The sequence below is a fragment of the Litchfieldia alkalitelluris genome (assembly GCF_002153425.1).
GTDB lineage: Bacteria > Bacillota > Bacilli > Bacillales > Salisediminibacteriaceae > Evansella > Evansella alkalicola.
Genome location: NZ_KZ119600.1, coordinates 4,475,795 through 4,501,902, shown reverse-complemented (window position 1 = coordinate 4,501,902; position 26,108 = coordinate 4,475,795). Strand labels below are relative to the sequence as shown.

Sequence of the window (26,108 nt, the reverse complement as noted above, 5' to 3'; positions counted from 1 at the left end):
GCGATCCACGCAGTAAATGTCCGCAGAAGCAGGAGCAGCGGACAAAAGGTAAGCGATCCACGCAGTAAATGTCCGCAGAAGCAGAAGCAGCGGACAAAAGTCAGACGATCCAAGCAGTAAATGTCCGCAGCAGCAGTATCAGCGGACAAAAGGTAAGCGAATCAAGCTGCAAATGTCCGGAGCAGCAGAAGCAGCGGACAAAAGGTAAGCGAATCAAGCAGTAAATGTCCGCAGAAGCAAGAGCAGCGGACAAAAGACAATCGATCCACGTAGTAAATGTCCGCAGCAGCAGGAGCAGCGGACAAAAGTTAAGCGAATCACGCAGTAAATGTCCGCAGAAGCAGGAGCAGCGGACAAAAGGTAAGCGATCCACGCAGTAAATGTCCGCAGAAGCAGAAGCAGCGGACAAAAGTCAGACGATCCAAGCAGTAAATGTCCGCAGCAGCAGTATCAGCGGACAAAAGGTAAGCGAATCAAGCTGCAAATGTCCGGAGCAGCAGAAGCAGCGGACAAAAGGTAAGCGAATCAAGCAGTAAATGTCCGCAGAAGCAAGAGCAGCGGACAAAAGACAATCGATCCACGTAGTAAATGTCCGCAGCAGCAGGAGCAGCGGACAAAAGTTAAGCGAATCACGCAGTAAATGTCCGCAGAAGCAGGAGCAGCGGACAAAAGGTAAGCGATCCACGCAGTAAATGTCCGCAGAAGCAGAAGCAGCGGACAAAAGTCAGACGATCCAAGCAGTAAATGTCCGCAGCAGCAGTATCAGCGGACAAAAGGTAAGCGAATCAAGCTGCAAATGTCCGGAGCAGCAGAAGCAGCGGACAAAAGGTAAGCGAATCAAGCAGTAAATGTCCGCAGAAGCAAGAGCAGCGGACAAAAGACAATCGATCCACGTAGTAAATGTCCGCAGCAGCAGGAGCAGCGGACAAAAGTTAAGCGAATCACGCAGTAAATGTCCGCAGAAGCAGGAGCAGCGGACAAAAGGTAAGCGATCCACGCAGTAAATGTCCGCAGAAGCAGAAGCAGCGGACAAAAGTCAGACGATCCAAGCAGTAAATGTCCGCAGCAGCAGTATCAGCGGACAAAAGGTAAGCGAATCAAGCTGCAAATGTCCGGAGCAGCAGAAGCAGCGGACAAAAGGTAAGCGAATCAAGCAGTAAATGTCCGCAGAAGCAAGAGCAGCGGACAAAAGACAATCGATCCACGTAGTAAATGTCCGCAGCAGCAGGAGCAGCGGACAAAAGTTAAGCGAATCACGCAGTAAATGTCCGCAGAAGCAGGAGCAGCGGACAAAAGGTAAGCGATCCACGCTGTAAATGTCCGCAGAAGCAGAAGCAGCGGACAAAATGCAAACGAATCAAGCAGTAAATGTCCGCAGAAGCAAGAGCAGCGGACAAAAGACAATCGATCCACGCAGTAAATGTCCGCAGAAGCAAGAGCAGCGGACAAAAGGTAAGCGAATCAAGCAGTAAATGTCCGCAGAAGCAGGAGCAGCGGACATCAAAAATATAGGGGATTAAACGCACAGATATTGTCTATCATGGTATACAGAGATAAAATTCAAAAAAGTCTTGACGAATTAATGGTATAGACTGGCATAATTAGAGCAGATATGTTTATAATGAAAGGTATGAATTCAGCGTTGATTTGTACACCATAGATGTTTTCAAAAATCATAGGTGATAATAATAAAATGTTCCCAGTTGAAAGGAAGTGCAGACCGTGAGCATCAATAAATATACTAAAGAGCAGCTTAAGGAAGTTGCAATGCTTGAAATAACTTATGAGCTGTTAAAAGAATCGAAAACTAACACGGATTATTATGCATTGTTAAAAGAAGTTGCGAAAGTAAAAGGTTTAACAGAAGAAGAGGTAACAAATCGAATTGCACATCTATACACGGAAATGTCTGTCGATGGTCGTTTTGTTAATCTCGGTGATAATCAATGGGGCCTTCGTTCATGGTTCCCGTTTGATCAGACTGAAGAAGAACTGTCTCAAACAAATAAGCCACGGAAGAAGAAAAAACGTACTGAAGACGAGGAAGATGAAGATTACTTAGTTGACGACGAAGAAGACTTCGATGAGTTTGAAGATTTAGAAGATGAGCTTGATGAGTTAGCAAATGAAGAAGACTTTGATGAAGATAAAGAAGAAGATACCGACTTAGATGAAGATTTTGATGAAGATGAGGAAGAAATAGAAGCTGAATCAGATGAAGAGGATCTTCTATAAAAAGACAGCTTGACTTTTTTATCGGAAATCGCTAAAATCATTTTTGGGCTATACAATTAATAATTGTATTAAAACGTTACTCATAGCAAGGGTCCCCTCCAAATATGGACGGGAGTCTTGCTTTTTTTATTTATTAAGCAATGTTAAAGGATAACCTAGATATTAATACTTTTGTTTTTTTGTGAAAGGTACGAGAATTCAACATCAAAGTTAGCAAAGCTAAGCCTATTTTTTAAAAGAGTTTATATAACAAATGCCCTGAGACAATGATTTCATCACTCTACACAGGGCAGTACTTTATGTTTACTAATAAACAATTTTTTTAAACAAAGGAGTGGTCCCTACAAGGAAAATTGATATAACCATAGATACATGCATGAAAAAATGCATTTCATATCACGATACAACATAAAGAGTGGAAGCTATTTATTTAGCACAAAATAAAAATGGATAAATGAAATATAAAAATGGAACCACTAAAAAGTGGAAAACAAAAAGTGAGGGACTGGAACATGGCAACAAAATACATCTTTGTAACTGGTGGCGTAGTATCGTCACTTGGTAAAGGAATCACAGCTGCTTCTTTAGGTCGTTTATTAAAAAATCGTGGCCTAAAAGTAACTATTCAGAAATTCGATCCTTATATTAATGTGGACCCAGGAACAATGAGCCCTTACCAGCATGGTGAAGTTTTCGTAACTGACGACGGTGCAGAAACAGACTTAGACTTAGGGCACTACGAGCGTTTTATTGATATTAATCTAGGTAAATACAGCAACGTTACGACTGGAAAAATCTATTCGTCAGTACTAAAGAAAGAGCGCCGTGGTGACTACCTTGGTGGAACTGTTCAAGTTATCCCACACATCACGAATGAGATTAAGGACCGAGTTTTTCAAGCTGGAAAAGTTGGTCAACCAGACGTCGTAATTACGGAAATTGGTGGAACTGTTGGGGATATTGAGAGTCTGCCTTTCCTTGAAGCAATTCGCCAAATCAAATCTGATGTAGGGCATAGCAATGTGATGTACATACACTGTACCCTCATTCCATATTTATCTGCAGCGGGGGAAATGAAGTCCAAGCCTACTCAGCATAGCGTAAAAGAGCTTCGTAGCCTTGGTATTCAGCCAAACGTTATCGTTGTTCGTACAGAACGACCAGTTCCTGAGGATATGAAGGATAAAATCGCCCTTTTCTGTGATATCGAAAAGGAGGCTGTTATTGAAGCGCGTGATGCTGAAACATTATACGAGGTGCCTCTTGAACTTCAAAAACAACATCTTGATGATTACGTTTGTAAGCATTTAGGACTTAAATGTGCTGATGCGGAGATGAGCGAATGGATCAGCCTTGTTGACCGTGTGAAAAACCTTTCTAAAAAGGTAACAATCGGTTTAGTTGGAAAATACGTTGCGTTACAGGACGCGTATTTGTCTGTAGCAGAAGCGCTTCGCCATGCAGGATATAAATATGATTCTGATATTGAAATCAAATGGATTAATTCAGAAGAAGTAACGAAGGAAAATGTAGGAGAATTGTTAGAAGGTGTTGACGGTATCCTAGTTCCAGGTGGCTTTGGTGACCGTGGCGTGGAAGGGAAAATTGTTGCTACAGAATATGCTCGTGTGAATAAAGTTCCTTTCCTTGGTATTTGTCTTGGTATGCAGCTTGCATCGATCGAATTTGCTCGTAATGTAGTTGGGTTTGGAGATGCTCATTCTTCGGAACTAGACCCAACGACAACACACCCTGTCATTGACTTGCTTCCTGAACAGAAGGATGTTGAAGATTACGGTGGTACGTTACGTCTTGGTCTATATCCATGTAAATTGGTAGAAGGATCCGTTGCGCACAAAGCGTACGGTGGAGAACAAGTGGTGTATGAACGACACCGTCATCGTTATGAATTTAATAACGAATATCGTGAAAAAATGGAAGCTGCTGGCTTCGTATTCTCTGGAACTAGTCCAGATGGGCGCCTTGTTGAAATCATTGAATTACCAGAGGCTGAGCACCCATACTTTGTAGCTTCTCAATTCCACCCAGAGTTCGTCTCACGACCGACTCGCCCACAGCCACTATTCCGCGAATTTATTCGTGCGAGTCTAGGCGCTGAGTAAAGATAAAAAGATCTAAAGACTAAATTAGCTTGATCCCCGCCTTTGTGCGGGGATTTTTTAGGTTTGGGGAGCGGGCGGGAGGAAGGTGAGGAGAAGTGAGTACTAGTATGGTACCGCTCTTTGTATTTTGAGTGTCTGATTTTGTTTAGTTTTGTCGAATTATCTTTATATTGATTTTTTTGCCCGTTTATAGGTTGTTTTTGCCCGATTCACAAACTTTTTTGCCTAATTCACAAACTTTTTGCCCGATTCACATATTCACAATCTCCTACCTACGCTAATTTCCATATACAAATGAGAAATTACCAAAATATGTTCACTAAAAATACAATATTTTTCCATAAAAAGCAGGTAATTATCAATTATTATTTGATTGAAAACAAAAAATAGAATAGGAAGTGGCTATATGATCATAAAACCAAGACAAAAATCGTTGAAACTTCTAAAGTTAGAAACATTATTAAGGCGTTTGCCACAAAATCATCCGAAAAGAGAGAAAGTGGAGGAGCAATATCGAATTACGAAGGCAGGTGTACGTGGTGAAAGCTCAATTGACTATTATCTAAACTTTATTCCTAACCAAATGGTCTACATTTTACATCATTTAAGGCTTTCCAACGATAATGTAAAGTTTCAAATGGATACACTTCTTCTCTCCCCATACTTCTTCCTGATAATCGAAGTGAAATACCTTTCTGGTGAAGTTACATACGATCCCGATATCCATCAATTAATTCAAATCTATAATGGTCAAAAGAGAATATACTCTGATCCAACACAGCAAGTGAAGAGACAGGCCTACCAACTTAGAAAATGGCTTATTTCTCGTAAACTACTTCCACAAACTACTTCATTTCCAATAGAATCAGTTGTTGTTTTTGCAAATGATCATGCGGAGTTTAGAATTCTTCCGTCACAACTCATCGACACCAAATTAATTTACCAGAATTTCTTCCGAAGCTCGATTCTCCCTGACATGATAAATAACTTTTTTACGCTCCATACCGCACCGGTTTTTTCACCAAAACAACTAAAAAAACTTGGGAAGCAATTAACTAGAAATCATATCGATGACGAACCTAACATTCTTGAGCAATTTCAAATTCAAGAAAGTGAAATTCTCAGAGGGGTGATTTGTCCAAAATGTAATACTCGCCCAATGTTAAGGAAGCAAGGAACATGGAAATGCCACAATATATGTTGTGCGTATGAGGCAAAATTTGAGCATATCACGGCGCTCTCTGACTATAAACTTCTACTACGAGATACAATTAACAACAAGCAAATGCAGATTTTCATAGACTTGCCTAACAGTAGTGGCTGCAAATATTTGCTGAAGTCAATGAATCTTGTTTGCGAAGGGACCACTAGAAAGCGAATTTACCATTTACCTTCCATCGAACGTTTGAAATAACTTTAAATTCACTACCCCAAATCAAAGCATTGCCACCCACCTTCACAAACTAAACAAAAAAAGCTGACCACCAGGGGCCAGCTTTGCTTGCATAATCTATTGAGAGAAAACTGTTAGAAAGCCGTTAGGGCTATTATCGATAACAACAATTGTAGAGTTAACGCAGTTAGCAATAACAACTTTATAAAGCCAACGCAGATAACGAAACATCGCGACCAATGGCCTGTCAACCCACCGCGTCCTATGGCAGTGAGATTCCAACTGTCAAACCACCGCGACCAATGGCCTGTCAAATCACCTTCATCAACCCACCGCATCCTATGGCGGTGAGATTTCAACTATCAATCCACGGCATCGAAATCAAATTCATTTTCTTCAAGCATTTCCATTACGGAGAAGTACAAGCCATAGTAATAGTGTAGCGCAACGATTAAATGAGGCATACCAATGCGGTTACCTGATTCTGTTGGCACAAGACCGTTTTTTATGCCTGTTGAAAAATGAAGGGTACAATGGTCAGTCCACGCTTCCCCCTCATGAGGAGTGGATTCTGAGGACACGCCCACAATGTTTGCACCCTCTTCTTTAGCACTCAGGACGACATTCAGGGCGTCCTTACTCAATTTATGCGGGGAAAAAACGAGTAATGTATCCATGGAATCAAACAGGGCACCTTGTTCTCCCAAAGAAAGGTTTGGCAAGGAATCTGATCCATGCATCGCTTGAGCCACGACGCCTATCATTTCGTCTTCGGCGTAGATCCAAACATCTCCGTCACTAATGATGCTCTGGGCAACGAGACGGGCTGCGTCTTCTAGTTCTGCTTCGTTATTATCTATTTGATTTAGTAGTCCTTGTAATTGTGTTTGGAATATTTTCATAAAACCTCGTACCTTCCTCGAAAAATTTGATATTCTTATCTTAACAAAACATGGACTAATACCAAAATGAATATTTTATGAAGAATGCATAGCGACTTAACGAGCAAGGGCTCTAGAGGAGGAATGTATGGTGGGGACGTTTCAGGGTTCAAAGGAGAAGGAGCATGGTCACAAACAAAATAATAGAACGGGAAAAAGCAGAAGTGGGTTTGGTAGTGGCAGAAAATTTGGATTTACATTAGCTATTTTGATTGCACTTTCAATAGGATTTCTTTTGTCATATCAATGGTTTTGGGGCAGTAGTTCTGACCCTGCATCTGTTTCACCAGAGGAAGAGGAACAAGATGAGACCTCGGGCGATAAGGAGGACCAATTTAGTTTAGACGGGGAGAGTGAACGGATTTTTATTAGGGAAGGGGTAGTTCATGAATTTTCCTTAAATAAAGATGTGGAAGAATATGATGACTACACAAGGACTCTGACACAGGAAAGTCGAGAGGTCCTAATGAATAACATAAATGATCGGAACCAATTGTCTGATGCTAAAGTTTCAGAGGTTAGTACTGGACAATCTACAGTTGATGTGAAAATTGAGATGCAGAGCGGGGAAGTGTACGATTTACAGTTAATCACTATTGATGATAACACCTACCTGAATATTGTGGGTGAGGAAGAAATGTACCGATATGCTAATCATTTTGTATGGGATTTAAGGGCGAACATTTATAAGTCAACTTCGTATCCATTGGAGGAGGCTATTGATTATTTTACAGGGGAGTTAAATCTTCCTATGGATGAATCCTTCATTCGTGTTAGTGCAATTATTGAGGTTCAGGATGCTGTAGAGCTATTTTTACGGGTCATGTATCGAGAGGAAGAACGTGACGAAGAGGATAACTATGTTTTTAGTGCTGTTTTTAATTACGAGGGTACAGTTTTAGAAGATGCGTATTCCTTTGATTATTTAGAATTGCATGAGATTGACGGCATCGACTATTATGTGCTGGAAAAAGGCAGTGTCAATTATATTAGATGGCTGGAAAACGGGACCTTATATAATGTGGAGTTCGATACAGCGGAAGTAGATGAAATGTTTGCTGAATTGTTCCCAGATAAATTTCATCAAGATAAAGAGGAATCCTTATCATTCAAGGAAGCACTTGAAGAATATGCCGTTTTCACCGATTTCGAGCTTGTAAATGAAGATGGCTCACACCATGGGGCAGAAAGTGTTAGTTTCCTTTACAGTGATAGCTATGATTATATATTAGGTTTCGGACATCAAGCTCACGCCGTCTATAAATATGAGTTATTTGAAGTGGATGAAGAAGAAAGAGCCGTTACTGTGATTCGCAGGGCTAATGAAGATATTGACGATCATTTTCGGAAAGTACGAGAAGAACAAGGTACAGAGAGCATGGCGGACGACTTAATACAGTATTTACTAGATTTTTCAGACCCAATAAGTGACCTTTTCTTTCACCATTCTCCAAATGAAGAGGAAGTAGCTATAAATATAAACGGACAATCAGTACAAGCATATCTTGTCTATCAGGGTGACAAAGGCTTAAACCATTATTTTAAAAAAGGCGAAGGACTAATCATGAAAGAGTTTTATAGTGATGCCACTTTAGAACTTTTTGGTGAACCATTGAAAGCAGTAAAAGTTGATTAGCATTGTTAACTTTAGGATGAATTTATAAAATATTTTAAATAAAAGAAGGTTTTTTTCCAGTTATATAGAAATGTATTAAGTAGCGTAATAGGTCCATCACTCAAGATAAAAATATATAATAAAATAGTCGGATGGGGGAGTGTCGTGTGGAAAACCGAAAATTGCTTATTGTAGATGATCAATTCGGGATTAGAGTATTATTAAATGAAGTTTTTGAAAAAGATGGCTACAAAACAATGCAGGCCTCTAATGGAAAACAGGCTTTAAAGCTGGTGGAAGACGAAGAGCCAGATTTAATACTTTTAGATATGAAAATTCCTGGAATGGATGGTCTTGAAATACTGAGGGAAATCAAGAAAATGGGTGCTAAGTCTGAGGTTATTATGATGACTGCCTACGGGGAACTGGAAATGATTAATGAAGCAATGAATTTAGGTGCACTCACTCATTTTGCAAAGCCGTTCGATATTGATGAAGTGCGCAATGAAGTAAGAAATTTCTTGAATGTCACAAAAAGTTAATAATAAATATGTGAAAAAGTACTAATTCGTTAGAAATATCACGTGTAATACATCATTACTATGCTATAATGGTTGTGTTAGTCAACCTGGTGAATGGTTACATTGCTATGACCCAATTAGGTTCATGGCCTTTTTCACGTCGTTTTTACCGAAATACACGTCCGAACCATACAAATGACTGGGATAAACTGCTCTATTTTTGCAAATATTATCACTGACGTTTGTATGTGTGTAGTGAAAAAAACGCCATTTTCTTTGGAAGGCGAATAAGTAGTGAAAGTATAAGGAGGATTTACGAATGCCTTTAGTATCAATGAAAGAAATGCTTGAAAAAGCAAAGTCAGAAGGTTATGCAGTAGGACAATTCAACATCAACAACCTAGAGTATACACAAGCAATCCTACAAGCAGCACAAGAAGAGAACTCTCCAGTAATTCTTGGGGTATCTGAAGGGGCTGCTCGTTACATGGGTGGATTCTTCACAATTGTACAGATCGTTGAAGGTCTTATGGCTGACTACGAAACCACTGTACCAGTGGCAATTCATTTAGACCATGGTTCAAGCTTCGAAAAGTGTGTGGAAGCAATGTATGCTGGATTCACATCTGTAATGATCGATGGATCTCACCACCCATTAGAAGAGAACATTGCTATCACTAAGCAAGTTGTAGACGTAGCTCACACAATCGGTGTTTCTGTTGAAGCAGAATTAGGCCGTATTGGTGGACAAGAAGACGACTTAGTTGTTGATGATGCAGAAGCTGCATATGCAATTCCATCTGAGTGTGACCAATTAGTGCGTGAAACTGGAGTAGACTGCTTTGCACCTGCTTTAGGTTCTGTACATGGACCATACAAAGGTGAACCAAACCTAGGCTTCGACCGTATGGAAGAAGTTATGAATCTTACTGGTGTACCATTAGTTCTTCACGGTGGTACAGGAATTCCTTTAAAGGACATCCAAAAAGCAATCTCTCTTGGAACTGCAAAAATCAACGTGAACACTGAGAACCAAATCACTTCTACAAAAACTGTTCGCGAAGTACTTGATGCAAACCCAGATATGATTGACCCACGTAAATTCTTAGGACCAGCTCGTGACACGATTAAAGAAACAGTAATCGGAAAAATGAGAGAATTCGGTTCTTCAAATAAAGCTTAATTTTTTTCATAAGAATATAAATTAGTAAAAGTTGATTGAGCAGAAGGTACGAGACTCCTGCGGGAGCAAAGGCAGGGGTGAGACCCCGCAGATGCGAAGCATCAAGGAGGCTCACCAGCCGCCCGCGGAAAGCGAGTACCTGGAGAGAAAATCAACTTTACTAAAGATTTTAATTATAATGGGTTGGCTACATCTGATCCTATCATATGTTTTAGTGATAGTAGGATACAGCCAACTCAGATTTTTTGCAGAAATAAGTCGAAATCTTCGGATAACAGTAAGCGTTATCATAATTCCATAAGGAGTGATAGCATGAAGTTTTTCATTGATACTGCGAATTTAGAAGAAATTCAAGAGGCACATGAACTAGGAATACTCTCTGGTGTCACTACAAATCCATCCTTGGTTGCAAAAGAAGGGGTGGACTTTCAAGAACGCCTAAAGGAAATCACAAGCGTCGTCACAGAAGGATCAGTTAGTGCAGAAGTAGTAGCATTAGATGCTCCAGGTATGATTAAAGAAGGGGAAGAATTGGCTGCAATCGCACCAAATATCACCATTAAGGTTCCTATGACTAGTGAAGGGCTGAAGGCAGTTCGGACATTCAGCGAAAAAAATATTAAAACAAATGTAACCTTGATTTTTTCTGCTAACCAAGCCTTACTAGCAGCAAGGGCAGGAGCAACATATGTTTCACCATTCCTAGGTAGATTGGATGATATTGGACACGATGGATTGGACCTCGTATCAACGATTGCTGAAATTTTTGACCTACATGGTATTGATACTGAAATTATAGCTGCATCTATTAGACATCCACAGCATGTAACAGAGTCAGCACTTCGGGGCGCTCATATTGCCACTGTTCCATTAAAGGTTATCCATCAGCTAGTAAAGCACCCTTTAACTGACTCGGGAATTGAAAAATTTTTAAGCGATTGGGAAAGTGCGAATAAATAATTAAAAATGAATGAAGGAAAAAGTATCTTACCACATATAAGATGCTTTTTCCTTCATTAATAAAGAAGACAAGCATAAAAACACATTAATAAAAGTACTTTTTTCCAGTGACTAGTGCCTAGTGATCGTGCACACTGACCACTGCCAGTAACCAGTGCCGACTGACCAATTCCCACTGATCACTGCAAAGAGTATAGATCACATCGTGAAACAAGCTAGGTTTCATTATGGAACAAGCAGCTCATATCGTGGAACAAGCTAGGTTACATTATGGAACAAGCAAACTAGCTTACATAAGTAATGACTTACTTTTTATTACCACGTCTAAAAAGACTTTTTCACGTATAAAATGGTAGATAACATTAGTTTTATGATAGGATTTAAATATGGACAAAGGACCAATAGAATGTTCGAATGAACAAATACAAAGTTATATTTTGTTGGAACAAATGGAATGCGAGTAGACTGTAGTTTATACCAACAAAATCGATTTTCACGGTAACCTAAATATTAAGGTCAAACTTAGAATGACAGAAGGGAAGCATCATATTATGGAAAAACTAATGATTGAAGGTGGACATCCTCTAAATGGAACTGTTCAAGTCAGTGGAGCGAAGAATAGCGCAGTGGCACTTATACCAGCCGCAATTTTAGCAGATTCTCCAGTCATCATAGACAATCTTCCTAACATTTCCGACGTAACAATCTTATCAGAATTACTGGAGGAAATAGGGGGTAGCACGAATCTTTCAGGAGGCACATTGGAAATTCACCCTGAAAAGATGTTTGCTATGCCACTTCCAAATGGCCGAGTTAAAAAACTACGTGCATCATATTATATGATGGGAGCAATGCTTGGTAAATTTAAGAAGGCTGTCATTGGACTGCCTGGAGGCTGTAATTTAGGACCTAGACCAATTGACCAACATATTAAAGGTTTTGAGGCACTAGGTGCTAAAGTGACAAATGAACAAGGCGCAATTTATTTACAGGCAGATGAGCTCATTGGTGCAAGAATTTATTTAGATGTGGTTAGTGTTGGAGCAACCATTAATATCATGCTGGCTGCTGTAAGGGCAAAAGGCAGGACGATTATAGAAAATGCAGCAAAAGAGCCAGAAATTATTGATGTAGCAACACTTCTTTCAAGTATGGGGGCAAATATCAAAGGGGCTGGAACCAACGTTATTCGTATTGACGGTGTGGATGAGCTTCATGGTTGTAGACACTCCATCATTCCAGACAGAATTGAAGCTGGAACTTTCATTATCATGGCCTCAGCAATGGGTGAATCTGTCCTCATTGACAATGTTATTCCTGATCATGTGGAATCATTAATTGCAAAGCTTAGGGAAATGGGTGTCATGATTGAGGAGGAAGATGACTCTATTTTAGTACGAGCCAATCATAAGGGACTTCAAGGTGTAGATGTGAAAACACTTGTATACCCAGGTTTTCCAACGGATTTACAGCAGCCATTTACGAGCTTGCTGACGAGAGCAGAAGGATCAAGTATGGTAACAGACACGATATATAATGCAAGATTTAAACATATTGATGAACTAAGAAGAATGGGAGCAAATATTAAGGTTGAAGGACGCTCTGCTTTAATTAATGGAGGTTCAACCCTTCAAGGTGCGACAGTACGTGCGAGCGATCTACGAGCAGGTGCTGCCTTAGTCGTAGCAGGGTTAATGGCAGACGGGGTTACTGAAATTACTGGGGTAGAGCATATTGACCGTGGGTACGGTGGCTTGGAAGAAAAGCTGATCGGGTTAGGTGCAAACATTTGGCGTGAAAAACTTAGTGAAAAAGAGTTATCAGAGATAGAAAATTCATAATGTAGTGTTATAATATAGAGTGTAGTTGTTATATAACATCTTAGTCCAGGGAGAACGACTAAAATTGGGGGAAATGTAATGGAAAGAAGTTTATCCATGGAGCTAGTTAGGGTGACGGAAGCGGCTGCGCTGGCTTCAGGACGTTGGATGGGAAGAGGGAACAAGGACGCGGCCGACAAAGCTGCAACAGAAGCGATGCGTGATGTGTTTGATACTGTACCAATGAAAGGGACAGTGGTTATCGGAGAAGGGGAAATGGACGAAGCGCCAATGCTATATATTGGTGAAAAGTTAGGAAACGGATATGGTCCAAGAGTGGATGTGGCAGTGGATCCTTTAGAAGGGACGAATATCGTTGCTAACGGGCAATGGAATGCTCTGGCAGTTATAGCGATTGCGGACAATGGAAAGCTTCTCCACGCACCAGACATGTATATGGACAAAATAGCAGTAGGCAGAGAAGCAGTAGGACAAATTGATATCGACGCACCAGTCTTTGACAACTTAAAAGCAGTGGCGAGGGCGAAAAACAAGGATATTGATGACCTAGTAGTTGCCATATTAAATCGAAAGCGACATCAACAGTATATCCAAGAAGTAAGGGAAGCTGGTGCCCGTATCAAATTGATGGGCGATGGAGATGTTGCTGCTGCAATAAACACTGTATTTGATGATACAGGTGTGGATATGCTTTTAGGTTCTGGAGGAGCTCCAGAAGGTGTCTTAGCTGCAGTTGCCCTAAAATGTTTAGGTGGAGAAATTCAAGGGAAACTATTGCCACAGAGCGAAGAAGAGTTAACCCGCTGTAAATCGATGGGGATTGATGAAATTAACCGTGTTTTAAGAATGGATGACTTAGTCCAAGGTGACGATGCCATTTTTGCAGCCACAGGTGTTACTGATGGTGAACTATTAAAGGGTGTCCAATATAAAGGCGCCACTGGCACAACCCAGTCCGTAGTTATGCGAGCAAAATCAGGAACGGTTCGTTTCATTGATGGGACTCATGTTTTAACTAAAAAGCCGGACTTAGTAATTAAGTAATATGATTAATTAAAAACATAAGCCCGACATTTAACATTGTAGGCTTATCTTTAGTGAAATGTGAAAGAGGTGGCTGTTCGGTCGCCGCCACCTCTTTTATCCATTTAACTTGTTCACAAGACTTTCAATACTTGATTAATAAAATTATTTGTGATTATATTATAATGTGAACAAGCGCTAATTCATTCATATTAATTTTTACATAAAAGCGGCGTGAACGATGACCATACTTCATCGTATTAATACCTCTGTTACTTCAACTGCTATCCTTATTCTCATCACAGTGATCCAACTGACTTTTTCAACAACCTATTACATTATTATCTAAAATATGTTTAAGAAATAAAACAGTTGAACGACAATCCTAGCGTTTTTATGAAAAAAGTGAAATTATATCATTCTTATCTATATGACTATAAACAAAAAAATTAATGAAAGTGTGTTGATACTAATGGGTGTAGGCCTAACGCAATTAGAGCAGATGACTCTAAAGGACTTATATAAGATGGCAAAAGAATTAAAAGTTACTTATTACAGTCAATTAACGAAAAAGGAATTAATTTTTGCCATATTGAAAAAGCAAGCGGAGCAAGAAGACTTAATGTTTATGGAAGGAATTCTAGAGATTGTTCCTTCTGAAGGCTTTGGTTTTTTACGTTCCACCACGTACAAGCCTAGTTCACAGGACATCTATATTTCCGCTTCGCAAATTCGACGTTTTGAATTACGAAATGGGGATACTGTATCAGGTAAAGTAAGAAAGCCGAAGGAAAATGAGCGATATTACGGACTATTACAAGTTGCTGCGGTAAATGGAGAAGATCCTGATTTAGCAAGGGAGAGACCACATTTTCCACAGCTAACACCGTTGTATCCAGATAAAAAAATGACGCTTGAATATGAACCTAAAAAAGCGGCGTCTCGAGTTATAGATATGATTGCACCAGTAGGTTTTGGACAACGTGGTCTTATCGTTGCACCACCTAAAGCTGGTAAAACACTTCTATTACAAGAGGTGGCAAATAGCATTGCAGAAAACCACACTGATGTAACGTTAATCGTTCTATTAATCGATGAGCGTCCTGAGGAAGTAACCGACATGGAGCGTTCCATTAAAGGGGAAGTTGTAAGCTCTACCTTTGATGAAGTTCCAGAAAATCATATAAAAGTAGCTGAACTTGTACTAGACCGCGCACAACGTTTAGTAGAAGCGAAAAAAGATGTTGTTATTTTAATGGATAGTATTACGCGTCTTGCAAGAGCGTATAACTTAGTTATCCCACCAAGTGGACGAACTCTCTCTGGTGGTATTGATCCAGCAAGTTTCCACCGTCCAAAGCGTTTCTTCGGTGCGGCGAGAAATATCGAAGAAGGGGGCAGCTTAACAATCTTAGCAACAGCCCTTGTAGATACGGGATCTCGAATGGACGATGTGATTTACGAAGAGTTTAAAGGGACGGGTAATATGGAACTTCATCTTGACCGTAAGCTTTCTGAACGCCGTATTTTCCCTGCAATTGATATTCGCCGTTCTGGAACACGTCGTGAAGAAATGCTATTGCCTAAGGAGCAAATTGAAAACCTTTGGGCTATGAGGAAAACGATGAATGATCAGCCTGACTTCCTTGAGCGCTTCTTGAAAAAAGTACGACTTACTAAGACAAACGAAGAGTTTTTCAAGGCATTTGAGCAAGACAAAGCAGGCCGTCCTAGGACAAGAACTTAAGAGGTAAAAACTTCTTGTTTAAATAGTCGTTCCTAGTATTGCAAATTGCTTCTCCAGTTGGTATAATTCCAACATGTGTGAAATTGATGTACAGTACACTGTTAATAAAAATTGATGTTTTGTACATCAAAATAGATAACTCTGTTTCGAGAGATTCAGGGCGGAAGGAGATGAAAAGATATGAAACCAGAAATTCACCCTAAGTATCAAAAGGTTGTATTTAAGGATACAAGTACAGGTTTTATGTTCTTGAGCGGATCAACAAAAGGTTCTAGTGAAACAATCGAGTGGGAAGATGGAAACACTTATCCATTGCTTACTGTAGAGGTTAGTTCTGACTCTCACCCATTCTATACTGGACGCCAAAAGTTCGCCGATGCTGGTGGCCGTGTAGACCGATTCAAGAAGAAATACAATATGAAGTAATTGACTTACTAACAGACAAGGGATGTTCCCTTGTCTGTTTTTTAATTGGTACTTGCTAGCCCTGGGCAGCGCTTCAGCTTCACTTCCACCATAAATTCCCACAAAGCTTCCAGAAACCTTTTTCTCCATCATACGCCCACATTCTCCTTAAATCGCACCTATACTAACTTTTTCTACAATCCCTGAGAAAAGTCCATTGTTCCAAGGCTATAACCTGTCTATAATAAGAAGAGTGAAAAAGAATGGATAGTATTTTTACAACAAGTTGAGGGAGAGAGTCTTATTATGCATTTGACCAGGAGAGAAGGCTGGCTAGAAGTAGTTTGCGGAAGTATGTTTTCGGGGAAATCAGAGGAGCTCATTCGTCGTGTTCGAAGGGCAAGCTATGGTCGGCAAAAAGTCCAGGTATTTAAACCACAAATAGATAATCGTTATAGCGAAAAAGAAGTTGTTTCTCATAATGGCAATAAAGTGTATGCCATGCCGATTGAAAAGGCATCGTCTATATTGGACTTATTAGAAAAAGACACTCAAGTTGTTGCAATAGACGAAGTCCAGTTTTTTAACGAAGATGTCGTTGATGTTGTCCAAGCATTAGCGGATCAAGACCTTCGTGTTATAGTTGCAGGATTAGATCAAGATTTCCGAGGAGAGCCATTTGGACATGTTCCTACATTAATGGCTTTAGCTGAAACGGTAACAAAGTTACAGGCCATCTGTTTAACTTGCGGTTCGCCGGCTAGTCGTACCCAACGTTTAATTAATGGAAAACCAGCTTCCTATGATGATCCAATCATACTAGTTGGAGCGTCTGAATCTTATGAGCCACGTTGCCGTCACTGTCATGAAGTACCAGGAAAACCTACAATGACTCACAAAAAAGAAAAAGAATCATCAATGACCATATAAATTAGCAAAAAGGAGAAGTTAGCAGTTCACGTACAGCTAGCTTCTTTTTTTATATGGACGACACATTAAAAAACAAGTAGCCTGCAGCGAGTTCAGCAATAATTCCCTTTTTCCTTTTTCGTGTTGGAGGGTTGGCTAATTTAATGGAGTGAAGAAGTAACTTCCTTTACCCCTTTTGTATCTAAATCAATGTTTTAGGAAAAGATAGGGTATAGGAGGTGCTTAACATGAAATATACCTTAACAGGATTAGGATTATTGCTCCTAATTTTTACTGGTTGTAATGACGACGTAAATCCCCCAGAAGTTCAGGGACAAAATACAAATGAAGCTCCAATTGAACACAAGGATTGGGGTTCAGCATTAATGGGGCCAGGACCTATTAATTACGGTGCTATTGAAGAGCAGGCTGATCCTTATCATCCAGTTACAGAGCAAAACTCAACAGGTACCAGCTACCGCTCGCCACTTCAGGAACATCAAGATTTTGGTGATGATCAGGATATGATCGAGGATGTTCTTTATAGAATGGAAGGCGTAAATCCAGGTATGGTTGTTCTCATGGGAGGACATGCTTGGGTAAATGTTATGCTTGATGATACGATGGCAGGACAAGAGAATGTAGATAAAGAAAGCAGAATTCGTGAGATTGAAGAGGAGTTGTATGAAGTAAATCCGAGATACAACTACCGAGTCGTAGTTAATGATTGGCGTTAAGTATAAACGAAATAGCTGGTAAATCAACCGCCTTCACCTATTAGGAAAGGCGGTTGAATTTCTTTATACTCCAACTTAAAATCTTCTAGCTGCTTGCTGCAAAGGATCCCAGACGCCATTGAAAGGCGGAGCATAGCTCAAATCGAGGTTTTCCAAATCTGATATGGTCATGTGGTGATACAAGGCTGTAGCAGCTACGTCAACCCTCTTATCAACACCAGCTTTTCCGATGATTTGAACACCTAACAACTGGTCATTTTCCTTATTACGCAAAAGTTTTATCATCATTTTTTCACTTCCAGGATAATATCCAGCGTGATTACGACTCTCAAATAGAAGTGGCTCATAATCAAAACCGAGTTCCTCCGCCGCTCCTGACGACAAACCTGTTATGCCAACAGATAGGTCAAAAAATTGCAGGATGGAAGTCCCCACAACACCTTGAAACGTCTTTCGTAAACCGGCAATATTACTCCCTGCAATACGCCCCTGTTTATTTGCATGTGTACCGAGTGGGATATAATCATTTTTTTCCTTCATCCTGTGATATTGAACAGCACAGTCACCTGCTGCATAAATATCATCCACATTCGTTTCCATGTACGAATTCACTTCAATAGCACCGCTGTGGTGAAGCTGAATACCTGCTTCCTTTGCAAAACTCGTATTAGGCCTCACTCCAACGGCTATAATGACCATATCAGATAAATAAGAGCCCTTGTCAGTTACTACTTGTTTCACACGACCATCACCATTATCCTCGAAACGTTTCACTTTTTCCCCAAGTACCGTTTCCACGCCATTTCTAGTAGCTTCTTCTTGTAAATGGTCACTAATTTCTGGGTCAAAGACCGCACCAAGACGTTCATTTAAATCAATTAATCTTACTTTGCGTCCTTGAAGGACAAGGTTTTCAGCTACCTCAAGGCCAATATAACCTGCGCCAATAACAGTGACATTTAAGACATCCTCTTTCATGTCGCCGACGATATTTTCAGCGTCTGGAATGGTTTTTAGGACATGAACGCCATCAAGATCTCGTCCCTCAAATGGAGGAACAATGGGTGATGCTCCTGTTGCAACCAGAAGTTTATCATAGGAAACTTCAAAAGGTTTACCAGTATCATGATTTACTCCCTTAACAGTTTTGTTCTCTATATCAAGGGCTGTCACTTCATGCTTTACTCTGGCGTCAATACCGTATTTATCCTGAAATGTTTCCCTACTCCGAGCAATTAACTGATCTGTTTCCTCTACTAAACCACCAATAAAATAAGGTAGCCCACACTGGGCATAGGAATAATAACTACCTTTTTCAAGGACAGTGACATGGGCGTTTTTATTGTTCCGTACTATTTGCATTGCGGCACTCATACCTGCTGCGTCACCGCCAATGATTACAACTTTCATTGCAAACCCCTTTCTGTTAAAAAAAGACGTATTGGTATACACTATTCCCTGTTCATGGCGGAAAAAACCATCACACTTATAATGACGTAAGCATTTCTAGAAATAGGGGGACAGTATTTAGTCGTTACAATCTAATGGATGCATGTTTATTAAGTAAACGGATTGTGAAAAATTAATGTAACACAGTTTTTACAAATAGAACTCCCTATACTATAATAAGGAATGGAACTTTCGCAAGCAGAGCCAAAACTGGTAAGCGATGCGATATTAAATTGAGGTGAAGAATCGTGTTTGATCGGTTACAAGCTGTAGAAGAACGTTATGAAAGACTGAACGAACTGTTAATGGACCCTGATGTCATCAGTGATACGAAGAAACTAAGGGATTATTCAAAAGAGCAGTCAGACATAGAAGAAACAGTAACGACGTATCGAAATTATAAAGAACTGAAGGAACAGTATGATGAAGCAAAAGGGATGCTGAAGGAAAATCTTGATGATGAAATGCGTGAAATGGTCAAGATGGAGGTGGAGGAGTTAGGAGAACAACTGCCGCCACTAGAAGAAAAACTTCGAATTTTATTACTTCCTAAAGATCCTAATGACGATAAAAACGTTATCGTTGAAATCCGTGGAGCAGCTGGGGGAGACGAGGCAGCCCTATTTGCAGGGGACTTATTCCGCATGTATTCCCGTTATGCAGAAGCGCAAGGGTGGAAACCAGAAGTTATTGAAGCAAGTGAAAATGATATTGGTGGATTTAAAGAAATTATTTTTATGATAAACGGAAAAGGTGCTTTCTCAAAAATGAAATATGAGAATGGTGCCCATCGTGTACAACGTGTCCCAACAACAGAGTCAGGTGGCCGTATTCATACGTCAACTGCTACGGTTGCAGTGCTTCCAGAGGCGGAAGAAGTTGAAGTGGACATTAATGAGAAGGACATTCGCGTAGATACCTTCGCATCAAGTGGTCCTGGGGGACAAAGTGTAAATACAACGATGTCTGCTGTTCGTTTAACTCACCTTCCAACTGGAGTAGTCGTGTCATGTCAAGATGAGAAATCACAGATCAAGAATAAGGAAAAAGCGATGAAGGTTTTACGGGCAAGGGTTTATGATAAATTCCGCAAAGAGGCAGAAGCAGAGTATGCCCAAAACCGTAAATCTGCTGTAGGTACTGGGGATCGTTCTGAGAGAATCCGTACTTATAACTTCCCACAGAGCCGAGTGACAGATCACCGTATCGGCTTAACAATTCAGAAACTTGATCAAATTCTTCAAGGTAACCTAGATGAGATTATCGAGGCCTTGATTGTGGAAGAACAGTCACGTGCCATGGAAGAAGCTGGGGAGTAACTTATGTCTATGGAAGAGAGAGAATCGTTGAAAGTGTATGAGGCCCTACGTTGGGCTTCTTCTTTTTTACAAAAACATGATTACGAAGAAACCATTGGCGAACGGCTCCTACAACATCATACTGGCTGGTCGCGTACGCAGATGTTGACAGAATACCATACCACTTTATCTGAGCAAATTCAGATGAAGTTTCAAGAGGACGTGGAAAAAGCGGCGTCAGGGATTCCAGTGCAGTATATAACGGGTGAAGAAGTATTTTATGGACGAGAATTCCATGTGAATAAGGATGTTTTAATTCCTCGTCCAGAAACAGAAGAACTCATAGAGGTCGTTTTAGATATGATCAGAAGCCTTCCTCTTATAGATAGTGATAAAGTGGCGATCGTTGATGTAGGTACGGGGAGTGGGGTTATCGCCATCACGCTAGCATTAGAGTTATCGAACGCAGAAGTTACAGCAATCGATATCTCGGGAGATGCACTACATTTAGCTTCCCAGAACGCAAATCGATTAGGGGCTACTATTACTTTCTTGGAGGGAGATTTATTAAGCCCTTTCATCTCCTTAGGGGAAAAAGTGAGTGTTGTAGTATCCAATCCGCCATATATTCCTGAAGGGGATCGAGCAGTGATGAAAGGGAACGTTGTTGAGCATGAACCGCACTTAGCATTGTTTGCTGGAGAAGATGGTTTAGGGATTTATCGTCGACTAGTGAAACAAATTCCATCTGTTCTGATAAAACCAGGCATCATTGCCTTTGAAATTGGACATGGTCAAGGGGAAGCTGTAAAGACTCTTATAGTAGAGGAATTCCCGTCAGCATCAGTTGATATCATCAATGATATTAACGGGAAAGAGCGGATAGTGATAGGGACAGTATCGTGAACAAGTCATCACTATTTCATTTCATGCTTGAAATGTAGAACCGCTCTCAAAATTTCATGATTTCATTAAATATTCTTCTTAAGTGATATCGAGTTCGATATCATTTTTTTTATTTTAAAATGATGGAAGAAAGTGAAAATGATAATAAACATACTAAAAACGCTTGATAAAATAGTGCTTGTTAAGAGCATTTTTTTTACACCACTAAATCTAAAATTAAACATATTAGCCTCCTGTCATTTTGTTTCATATATGTAACGTTCGAATATCTTTGCTTTTCTTATCTTCATTTAATATGCCAATTTATTATTCCAACTATACCCAAAAAAAGGGTATGTTACATTAAAGTTTTAGGTTATAACATTATGCAGTAAACAACATAATAGGTGTTACAGACATTAACTTAAATGTGTACATTTTGTGAACAACCATTTTACGATAAATAATTATCATATATTTCCATATCATAAAAATTCAGCCTACTAATTACATAAGGGGATTTCCTATGGTAAAAAGACAAAGAAAAAAATATGAAGCGCTCCTCTGGAGTATCGCTTTGCCAGGTTTTGGCCAATTTATAAATAAAAAGCATTTTAAAGGTTTTATCTTGATGGTTGCCGAAGTTTTGATAAATGTAATGAGTAACTTTAATTTAGCTATCATGTTATCCTTCAACTGGCGTATTCAAGAGACGATTGAGATTATTGATTTTCAATGGCTAATGTTTTATCCGTGTTTATACATGTATGGGTTATGGGATGCCTATCGAGACGAAAATAGGGGGAATCTTGGACCATATTCTTATGTACCATTAGCATGTTGTGCTTATACTGTGACAGTCGGTTTAATGTATTCCACAACCTTTGAGATATTTGGTATTTTATTTGGTCCCGTTTTCTTACCGATTCTAAGCTTGATACCTGGACTTATTGTGGGGAACCTCATAAGAGTTTTCTTAACAAAAAGGGCGGAAGAAAAGGGTTTGGTTACGGAATAAGAAGGAATTAGACAAAATCTATTAATGCTTCTGTCATAACTTGTCGTTCGATTCTATGTTTATCTTCCCTAAGTAGTGCTAACAATGAGTACTACGAAGGGAAGGTGTCTCGCATGAAGCAGCGAATTCATATTTACATATTTTTGTCCTTATCCGTATTATTATTATCTTGGGAAGCAAATCTATTAAAACCGGTTCAGGCTGATGAAATTCTTATACCCGAAGAATCTATCAGACTACGAATCTTAGCAAATAGCAATTCACCAATCGACCAACAAGTAAAACACAATATCCGAAATGCAGTGAATGCACAAATTACAGAGTGGGTTGAACTATTGGATGATGTTGATGATGCACGGGATATCATTGGTGAAAACATAGATGATTTGAATAGCATTGTAGGGGAAGAATTAGAGAAGGTTGGTAATGATGAGAGTTATAACGTTTCATTAACGGAAACTTCATTTCCAACAAAACTATATGGGGATCGTCTTTACCCTGCTGGTGACTACGAGGCTGTACTTATTGAGTTGGGGGACGGACAAGGTGACAATTGGTGGTGTGTTTTATTTCCACCATTATGTTTCTTAGACTTCTCCAATGGTGACGCAGTGGCCCATGAAGCAGACGAAACTCCTAAGGAAGAGGAGAATGAAGAGGAAGTGGAAGTGTCTTTCTTTATAGTAGAGATTTTTACTAGTATTGTTGATAGATTTAAAGCTTAATATAATAGAATTTTCTAGTTTTCTAGTCATATTGCTCCTACTAACGCATAGTAATAGATTAAAGCCTATTTAATTACTAGAAAGGGTGGGGGCAATGAGTTTTATCGTACGTAAAGCGTCAGAAGAAGATACATTACCAATACAACATTTTATTGCGAAAACTGGAGTCGGAAAGCTACCTGCCACAGTTGAATGGTCATCATTTTTAATAGCTGAAAACGAGCAAGGAGACTTTGTTTCTGTTATTAGAATTCAAAAGGTTACAGATGATACAGGCTTATTAAGGACACTAATTATTGACTCTGATAAAGTAAATTCCTTATTCATATTAGAATTTTTAGAGGCAACGATCCATTACGCCTTAGAAGAAGGATTATCAAATATTTACTTACTGGCTGCAGGAGAGGGGACTTTTTTACAGCCTTTAGGATTTGCGAAAACTCCAGCGGATCATTTGCCAGGAGAACTCACTTCATTGGAGGACGTTCAGAAACATCTATCAAAAGGTCTTCCAGTATTTATGAAGTCCTAAATGGACCTAGTTTTGAAACCTAATCCTAAGTCTAAAGCAGGACCTAAATCTAACCCAGATCCTAAATCTAAACGAGATTATCATTCTAAACCTGATCGTACGTTTAAACGAGATCCTAAGTCTATGCATGATTCTAAGTTTAAATGAGATTATAAGTCAAAAACGAGATTATAAGTCTAAACCCGAGGCAACTTATCCAGATATATAATTTACTATAGTTTAATAGTACACAATGTTATCAACAGAATTAACCCACTTATCCACTGATTTTTGTGGATAAGTGGGTTTTCTTCCACAGTTTTTTCCACAAGCATTGACTTTTTCCCAACACCAAAGCAAAATATATAGCAGCAAGGGGGCATTTATATGCATGATAACAAGACAGAAGTTATTTCTGTGGAAAAAGATGTGGAAAACTTATCTAAAAATGATGAAATAGAACATGCTGCCAAACGTATAATAGCTGGTGAAGTTGTGGCATTTCCGACTGAAACAGTATATGGATTAGGTGGCAATGCACTTTCAGATAAAGCAATTGAAAGAATATATGAAGCTAAAGGAAGGCCTTCGGATAACCCGTTAATTGTACATATTGCCAATATGGAGCAATTGAGTAAATATGTAGAAAAGATACCATCACCTGCTCAAAAGCTCATGGAAGCATTCTGGCCTGGTCCCCTAACAATTGTTTTAGAGCACAGTGGGAATTTATCCCCAAGGGTGACGGCTAACTTATCCACAGTTGCTGTTCGAATGCCAGATCATCCTATTGCCCTAGCCCTGATAAAAGCGAGTGATATTCCCCTAGCAGCACCTAGTGCAAATACTTCTGGAAAGCCAAGCCCTACTACTGCAGATCATGTATATCATGATTTGAACGGAAGGATCCCCCTCATTATAGATGGTGGTCCAACAGGCGTGGGTGTGGAATCTACAGTTGTAGACTGTTCAACTGGAGAAGTAATCATTTTAAGGCCAGGTGGTGTCACGAAAGAACAGCTAGAGGAGGTAGTTGGGCAAGTTTCTGAGGATCCTGCCCTTTATGAAAAAGACCTCACTCCTAAATCACCTGGTATGAAATATACACATTATGCTCCGAGCGCTCCTCTTGTTTTAGTTGATGGGGGCGTAGATTTTTTCCATCGCCAAGTGGAAGAAGGGGTAGCTGCGGGTAAAAAAGTAGGTGTCATGGTAACAGAAGATAATAGAGGCCTTTTTCTAGAGGCGCATCAAGAGGTCGTTTGTGGAAAAAGGACTGATTTATCCACAGTTGCCCAGAGGTTATATGAATCATTAAGGGCTTTTGACAAAAACAATGTAGATATTATATACAGTGAAGTTTTTCCTGAAACGGCAATTGGCTCTGCAATCATGAACCGTCTGCGCAAAGCGGCAGGAGGACAAGTTATAAAAGAATAAACATAGAACTTGCACATCGAGTGGTGTTTTGCAATTGAAATGATCCTCATCCCAAAATTCATATTTTCACTGTAGCAAAAAAAGTAGAGATAAACCCCTTTGGACTTGCATAGATTAGAATAGCTAGTCCGAGGGGTGATTACGTGTTCGGAGAATTAGTTACAATCGGGTTTATGGCATTTGCTTTAAGCATGGATGCCTTCTCCATTTCAATAGGGATGGGGCTAATTGGATTAAGGTATAAACACATTGCGAAAATCGGGCTAACTGTGGGCTGGTTTCACGTGATGATGCCACTAATTGGGTTAGTTTTAGGTAAACTATTATCTCAATACATAGGTTTATTCGCATTTGTTCTAGGCGGTGGCATGTTGATCTTTATAGGTTTACAGATGATAGCATCGACCTTTCAAGAGGAACGGGCATCTATCCTAAGCACATCAGGTCTAGGATTGATTCTTTTTGCTGTTAGTGTAAGTCTCGACAGTTTTTCTGCAGGCCTAAGTCTAGGGATGCTTGGTGCAAAAACATGGGTTACATTAGTTAGCTTCGGTGTAATGAGCACTATTTTTACGTGGATGGGTCTGATCCTGGGAAGAAAAATGGGACATTACTTTCATGGATACAGCGAGTGGCTCGGGGGAGCAATCCTCATTGCTTTTGGTATAAAAATCATGCTTGCTTCATAGTTGATGTAGGCTGAAATGTTATCTCATAGGGGCAGGGCGTGAATCGGAGGGGGGCTGTTGAAGCTCTCTTTTTTTTATGATGCCCAGCGTTCGAAGAACCTCAACCTTATGCCCTGAAATTGAATAACCACACCCTTATGCTTAAAGATTGAAACACTACCTTCTTATGCCTAAGATTGAAACACCACCACCTCTTCAATTGGTAAAAACGAGTGCTTCTGTTTTCTAAAGACAGTTTTAATGTATTGGAGCGGAAAACTGTCCATGAAGCAAAGTAATAACGACAGATTTGAATTTTTCAGCAACAAAACTGTTGATAAGACAAGGTAATACCGGCAGATTTGAATTTATTAGCAGCAAAACTGTCGATAAGACAAGGTAATACCGACAGATTTGAATTTATTAGAAGCAAAACTGTCGATAAGAGAAGGTAATACCGACAGATTTGAATTTATTAGCA

The 26,108-nt window shown here is 39.7% G+C and carries 32 protein-coding genes; 30 read left to right on the top strand and 2 right to left on the bottom strand.

The window, feature by feature from the left end; all coding sequences use genetic code 11:
* Nucleotides 1–68: 68 nt before the first annotated feature.
* From BW724_RS23895 to BW724_RS21305, 12 genes are all read left to right on the top strand, one after another.
* Entirely contained in the window at nucleotides 69–224 is a 156-nt protein-coding gene (locus BW724_RS23895; RefSeq protein ID WP_176371521.1) for a hypothetical protein, read from the top strand.
* Entirely contained in the window at nucleotides 225–380 is a 156-nt protein-coding gene (locus BW724_RS23890) for a hypothetical protein (RefSeq protein WP_176371522.1), read from the top strand.
* Nucleotides 381–536 (top strand): hypothetical protein, encoded by a 156-nt coding sequence (locus tag BW724_RS23885; RefSeq protein WP_176371521.1) that lies wholly within the window; start codon nucleotides 381–383, stop codon nucleotides 534–536.
* A complete protein-coding gene (locus BW724_RS23880) occupies nucleotides 537–692 on the top strand; it encodes a hypothetical protein (RefSeq protein WP_176371522.1) in 156 nt (51 codons plus the stop codon). It abuts the gene before it with no gap.
* Nucleotides 693–848, top strand: a complete 156-nt coding sequence (locus BW724_RS23875; RefSeq protein ID WP_176371521.1) for a hypothetical protein — start codon at nucleotides 693–695, stop codon at nucleotides 846–848.
* On the top strand, nucleotides 849–1,004 hold the full coding sequence (locus BW724_RS23870; RefSeq protein ID WP_176371522.1) for a hypothetical protein: 156 nt from the start codon (nucleotides 849–851) through the stop codon (nucleotides 1,002–1,004).
* Entirely contained in the window at nucleotides 1,005–1,160 is a 156-nt protein-coding gene (locus BW724_RS23865; protein WP_176371521.1) for a hypothetical protein, read from the top strand.
* On the top strand, nucleotides 1,161–1,316 hold the full coding sequence (locus tag BW724_RS23860) for a hypothetical protein (protein WP_176371520.1): 156 nt from the start codon (nucleotides 1,161–1,163) through the stop codon (nucleotides 1,314–1,316).
* The gene (locus tag BW724_RS23855; protein WP_176371519.1) at nucleotides 1,317–1,472 is read left to right on the top strand and encodes a hypothetical protein; all 156 of its coding nucleotides are present in this window, start codon (nucleotides 1,317–1,319) and stop codon (nucleotides 1,470–1,472) included.
* A 250-nt stretch (nucleotides 1,473–1,722) separates the two neighbouring features.
* Nucleotides 1,723–2,235, top strand: a complete 513-nt coding sequence (rpoE, locus tag BW724_RS21315; RefSeq protein ID WP_088077086.1) for a DNA-directed RNA polymerase subunit delta — start codon at nucleotides 1,723–1,725, stop codon at nucleotides 2,233–2,235.
* Between the two features lie 512 nt (nucleotides 2,236–2,747).
* Nucleotides 2,748–4,358 (top strand): CTP synthase, encoded by a 1,611-nt coding sequence (locus tag BW724_RS21310; protein ID WP_088078130.1) that lies wholly within the window; start codon nucleotides 2,748–2,750, stop codon nucleotides 4,356–4,358.
* A 406-nt stretch (nucleotides 4,359–4,764) separates the two neighbouring features.
* Nucleotides 4,765–5,772 carry a nuclease-related domain-containing protein gene (locus BW724_RS21305; protein ID WP_088077085.1) on the top strand — a complete coding sequence of 336 codons (1,008 nt, stop codon included), beginning with the start codon at nucleotides 4,765–4,767 and terminating at the stop codon, nucleotides 5,770–5,772.
* A gap of 341 nt (nucleotides 5,773–6,113) precedes the next feature.
* Here the strand turns inward: BW724_RS21305 and BW724_RS21300 are convergent, their stop codons facing one another.
* Entirely contained in the window at nucleotides 6,114–6,653 is a 540-nt protein-coding gene (locus BW724_RS21300; RefSeq protein WP_088077084.1) for a DUF2529 family protein, read from the bottom strand.
* 130 nt (nucleotides 6,654–6,783) lie between these two features.
* Here BW724_RS21300 and BW724_RS21295 point away from each other — a divergent pair, with 130 nt between their 5' ends.
* From BW724_RS21295 to BW724_RS21245, 10 genes are all read left to right on the top strand, one after another.
* On the top strand, nucleotides 6,784–8,328 hold the full coding sequence (locus BW724_RS21295; RefSeq protein WP_140355049.1) for a hypothetical protein: 1,545 nt from the start codon (nucleotides 6,784–6,786) through the stop codon (nucleotides 8,326–8,328).
* Nucleotides 8,329–8,459: 131 nt separating this feature from the next.
* Nucleotides 8,460–8,849, top strand: coding sequence for a response regulator (locus tag BW724_RS21290; protein ID WP_088077082.1), 390 nt, complete (start codon nucleotides 8,460–8,462; stop codon nucleotides 8,847–8,849).
* A 298-nt stretch (nucleotides 8,850–9,147) separates the two neighbouring features.
* The gene (gene fba / locus BW724_RS21285) at nucleotides 9,148–10,011 is read left to right on the top strand and encodes a class II fructose-1,6-bisphosphate aldolase (RefSeq protein ID WP_088077081.1); all 864 of its coding nucleotides are present in this window, start codon (nucleotides 9,148–9,150) and stop codon (nucleotides 10,009–10,011) included.
* Between the two features lie 312 nt (nucleotides 10,012–10,323).
* Nucleotides 10,324–10,971, top strand: coding sequence for a fructose-6-phosphate aldolase (gene fsa, locus BW724_RS21275; RefSeq protein ID WP_088077079.1), 648 nt, complete (start codon nucleotides 10,324–10,326; stop codon nucleotides 10,969–10,971).
* A gap of 551 nt (nucleotides 10,972–11,522) precedes the next feature.
* On the top strand, nucleotides 11,523–12,812 hold the full coding sequence (locus BW724_RS21270) for a UDP-N-acetylglucosamine 1-carboxyvinyltransferase (RefSeq protein ID WP_088077078.1): 1,290 nt from the start codon (nucleotides 11,523–11,525) through the stop codon (nucleotides 12,810–12,812).
* A 78-nt stretch (nucleotides 12,813–12,890) separates the two neighbouring features.
* Nucleotides 12,891–13,856, top strand: coding sequence for a class II fructose-bisphosphatase (gene glpX, locus BW724_RS21265; protein ID WP_088077077.1), 966 nt, complete (start codon nucleotides 12,891–12,893; stop codon nucleotides 13,854–13,856).
* Nucleotides 13,857–14,307: 451 nt separating this feature from the next.
* The gene (gene rho / locus BW724_RS21260; protein ID WP_088077076.1) at nucleotides 14,308–15,582 is read left to right on the top strand and encodes a transcription termination factor Rho; all 1,275 of its coding nucleotides are present in this window, start codon (nucleotides 14,308–14,310) and stop codon (nucleotides 15,580–15,582) included.
* Between the two features lie 180 nt (nucleotides 15,583–15,762).
* Nucleotides 15,763–16,008 carry a type B 50S ribosomal protein L31 gene (locus BW724_RS21255; protein WP_088077075.1) on the top strand — a complete coding sequence of 82 codons (246 nt, stop codon included), beginning with the start codon at nucleotides 15,763–15,765 and terminating at the stop codon, nucleotides 16,006–16,008.
* A 285-nt stretch (nucleotides 16,009–16,293) separates the two neighbouring features.
* On the top strand, nucleotides 16,294–16,917 hold the full coding sequence (locus BW724_RS21250) for a thymidine kinase (protein ID WP_088077074.1): 624 nt from the start codon (nucleotides 16,294–16,296) through the stop codon (nucleotides 16,915–16,917).
* A gap of 227 nt (nucleotides 16,918–17,144) precedes the next feature.
* Nucleotides 17,145–17,633, top strand: a complete 489-nt coding sequence (locus BW724_RS21245) for a hypothetical protein (protein WP_088077073.1) — start codon at nucleotides 17,145–17,147, stop codon at nucleotides 17,631–17,633.
* A gap of 75 nt (nucleotides 17,634–17,708) precedes the next feature.
* Here the strand turns inward: BW724_RS21245 and BW724_RS21240 are convergent, their stop codons facing one another.
* Nucleotides 17,709–19,043 (bottom strand): CoA-disulfide reductase, encoded by a 1,335-nt coding sequence (locus BW724_RS21240; RefSeq protein ID WP_088077072.1) that lies wholly within the window; start codon nucleotides 19,041–19,043, stop codon nucleotides 17,709–17,711.
* A gap of 287 nt (nucleotides 19,044–19,330) precedes the next feature.
* Between BW724_RS21240 and prfA the strand changes: the two genes are divergently transcribed.
* The 8 genes from prfA (at nucleotide 19,331) to BW724_RS21205 (ending at nucleotide 25,648) form a co-directional block, all read left to right on the top strand.
* On the top strand, nucleotides 19,331–20,401 hold the full coding sequence (prfA, locus tag BW724_RS21235; protein WP_088077071.1) for a peptide chain release factor 1: 1,071 nt from the start codon (nucleotides 19,331–19,333) through the stop codon (nucleotides 20,399–20,401).
* Between the two features lie 3 nt (nucleotides 20,402–20,404).
* A complete protein-coding gene (gene prmC, locus BW724_RS21230; RefSeq protein ID WP_281419642.1) occupies nucleotides 20,405–21,286 on the top strand; it encodes a peptide chain release factor N(5)-glutamine methyltransferase in 882 nt (293 codons plus the stop codon).
* A gap of 505 nt (nucleotides 21,287–21,791) precedes the next feature.
* Nucleotides 21,792–22,283, top strand: a complete 492-nt coding sequence (locus tag BW724_RS21225) for a hypothetical protein (protein ID WP_088077070.1) — start codon at nucleotides 21,792–21,794, stop codon at nucleotides 22,281–22,283.
* Between the two features lie 113 nt (nucleotides 22,284–22,396).
* Nucleotides 22,397–23,008, top strand: a complete 612-nt coding sequence (gene spoIIR / locus BW724_RS21220; protein ID WP_088077069.1) for a stage II sporulation protein R — start codon at nucleotides 22,397–22,399, stop codon at nucleotides 23,006–23,008.
* Between the two features lie 94 nt (nucleotides 23,009–23,102).
* On the top strand, nucleotides 23,103–23,540 hold the full coding sequence (locus BW724_RS21215) for a hypothetical protein (RefSeq protein ID WP_088077068.1): 438 nt from the start codon (nucleotides 23,103–23,105) through the stop codon (nucleotides 23,538–23,540).
* Nucleotides 23,541–23,687, top strand: a complete 147-nt coding sequence (locus BW724_RS23850) for a hypothetical protein (protein ID WP_176371517.1) — start codon at nucleotides 23,541–23,543, stop codon at nucleotides 23,685–23,687.
* A 219-nt stretch (nucleotides 23,688–23,906) separates the two neighbouring features.
* Nucleotides 23,907–24,959: an L-threonylcarbamoyladenylate synthase gene (locus tag BW724_RS21210; protein WP_088077067.1), complete on the top strand. Its 1,053-nt coding sequence runs from the start codon at nucleotides 23,907–23,909 to the stop codon at nucleotides 24,957–24,959.
* A gap of 173 nt (nucleotides 24,960–25,132) precedes the next feature.
* Nucleotides 25,133–25,648: a manganese efflux pump MntP gene (locus tag BW724_RS21205; protein WP_088078126.1), complete on the top strand. Its 516-nt coding sequence runs from the start codon at nucleotides 25,133–25,135 to the stop codon at nucleotides 25,646–25,648.
* Nucleotides 25,649–26,108 lie beyond the last annotated feature (460 nt).

Coding starts and splice junctions, on each gene's coding strand:
- BW724_RS23895 (WP_176371521.1), top strand. CDS start 69: ATGTCCGCAGAAGCAGAAGCAGCGGACAAAAGTCAGACGATCCAAGCA.
- BW724_RS23890 (WP_176371522.1), top strand. CDS start 225: ATGTCCGCAGAAGCAAGAGCAGCGGACAAAAGACAATCGATCCACGTA.
- BW724_RS23885 (WP_176371521.1), top strand. CDS start 381: ATGTCCGCAGAAGCAGAAGCAGCGGACAAAAGTCAGACGATCCAAGCA.
- BW724_RS23880 (WP_176371522.1), top strand. CDS start 537: ATGTCCGCAGAAGCAAGAGCAGCGGACAAAAGACAATCGATCCACGTA.
- BW724_RS23875 (WP_176371521.1), top strand. CDS start 693: ATGTCCGCAGAAGCAGAAGCAGCGGACAAAAGTCAGACGATCCAAGCA.
- BW724_RS23870 (WP_176371522.1), top strand. CDS start 849: ATGTCCGCAGAAGCAAGAGCAGCGGACAAAAGACAATCGATCCACGTA.
- BW724_RS23865 (WP_176371521.1), top strand. CDS start 1,005: ATGTCCGCAGAAGCAGAAGCAGCGGACAAAAGTCAGACGATCCAAGCA.
- BW724_RS23860 (WP_176371520.1), top strand. CDS start 1,161: ATGTCCGCAGAAGCAAGAGCAGCGGACAAAAGACAATCGATCCACGTA.
- BW724_RS23855 (WP_176371519.1), top strand. CDS start 1,317: ATGTCCGCAGAAGCAGAAGCAGCGGACAAAATGCAAACGAATCAAGCA.
- BW724_RS21310 (WP_088078130.1), top strand. CDS start 2,748: ATGGCAACAAAATACATCTTTGTAACTGGTGGCGTAGTATCGTCACTT.
- BW724_RS21305 (WP_088077085.1), top strand. CDS start 4,765: ATGATCATAAAACCAAGACAAAAATCGTTGAAACTTCTAAAGTTAGAA.
- BW724_RS21300 (WP_088077084.1), bottom strand. CDS start 6,653: ATGAAAATATTCCAAACACAATTACAAGGACTACTAAATCAAATAGAT.
- BW724_RS21290 (WP_088077082.1), top strand. CDS start 8,460: ATGGGGGAGTGTCGTGTGGAAAACCGAAAATTGCTTATTGTAGATGAT.
- fba (WP_088077081.1), top strand. CDS start 9,148: ATGCCTTTAGTATCAATGAAAGAAATGCTTGAAAAAGCAAAGTCAGAA.
- fsa (WP_088077079.1), top strand. CDS start 10,324: ATGAAGTTTTTCATTGATACTGCGAATTTAGAAGAAATTCAAGAGGCA.
- BW724_RS21270 (WP_088077078.1), top strand. CDS start 11,523: ATGGAAAAACTAATGATTGAAGGTGGACATCCTCTAAATGGAACTGTT.
- glpX (WP_088077077.1), top strand. CDS start 12,891: ATGGAAAGAAGTTTATCCATGGAGCTAGTTAGGGTGACGGAAGCGGCT.
- rho (WP_088077076.1), top strand. CDS start 14,308: ATGGGTGTAGGCCTAACGCAATTAGAGCAGATGACTCTAAAGGACTTA.
- BW724_RS21255 (WP_088077075.1), top strand. CDS start 15,763: ATGAAACCAGAAATTCACCCTAAGTATCAAAAGGTTGTATTTAAGGAT.
- BW724_RS21250 (WP_088077074.1), top strand. CDS start 16,294: ATGCATTTGACCAGGAGAGAAGGCTGGCTAGAAGTAGTTTGCGGAAGT.
- BW724_RS21245 (WP_088077073.1), top strand. CDS start 17,145: ATGAAATATACCTTAACAGGATTAGGATTATTGCTCCTAATTTTTACT.
- BW724_RS21240 (WP_088077072.1), bottom strand. CDS start 19,043: ATGAAAGTTGTAATCATTGGCGGTGACGCAGCAGGTATGAGTGCCGCA.
- prmC (WP_281419642.1), top strand. CDS start 20,405: ATGTCTATGGAAGAGAGAGAATCGTTGAAAGTGTATGAGGCCCTACGT.
- BW724_RS21225 (WP_088077070.1), top strand. CDS start 21,792: ATGGTAAAAAGACAAAGAAAAAAATATGAAGCGCTCCTCTGGAGTATC.
- spoIIR (WP_088077069.1), top strand. CDS start 22,397: ATGAAGCAGCGAATTCATATTTACATATTTTTGTCCTTATCCGTATTA.
- BW724_RS21215 (WP_088077068.1), top strand. CDS start 23,103: ATGAGTTTTATCGTACGTAAAGCGTCAGAAGAAGATACATTACCAATA.
- BW724_RS23850 (WP_176371517.1), top strand. CDS start 23,541: ATGGACCTAGTTTTGAAACCTAATCCTAAGTCTAAAGCAGGACCTAAA.
- BW724_RS21210 (WP_088077067.1), top strand. CDS start 23,907: ATGCATGATAACAAGACAGAAGTTATTTCTGTGGAAAAAGATGTGGAA.
- BW724_RS21205 (WP_088078126.1), top strand. CDS start 25,133: ATGGCATTTGCTTTAAGCATGGATGCCTTCTCCATTTCAATAGGGATG.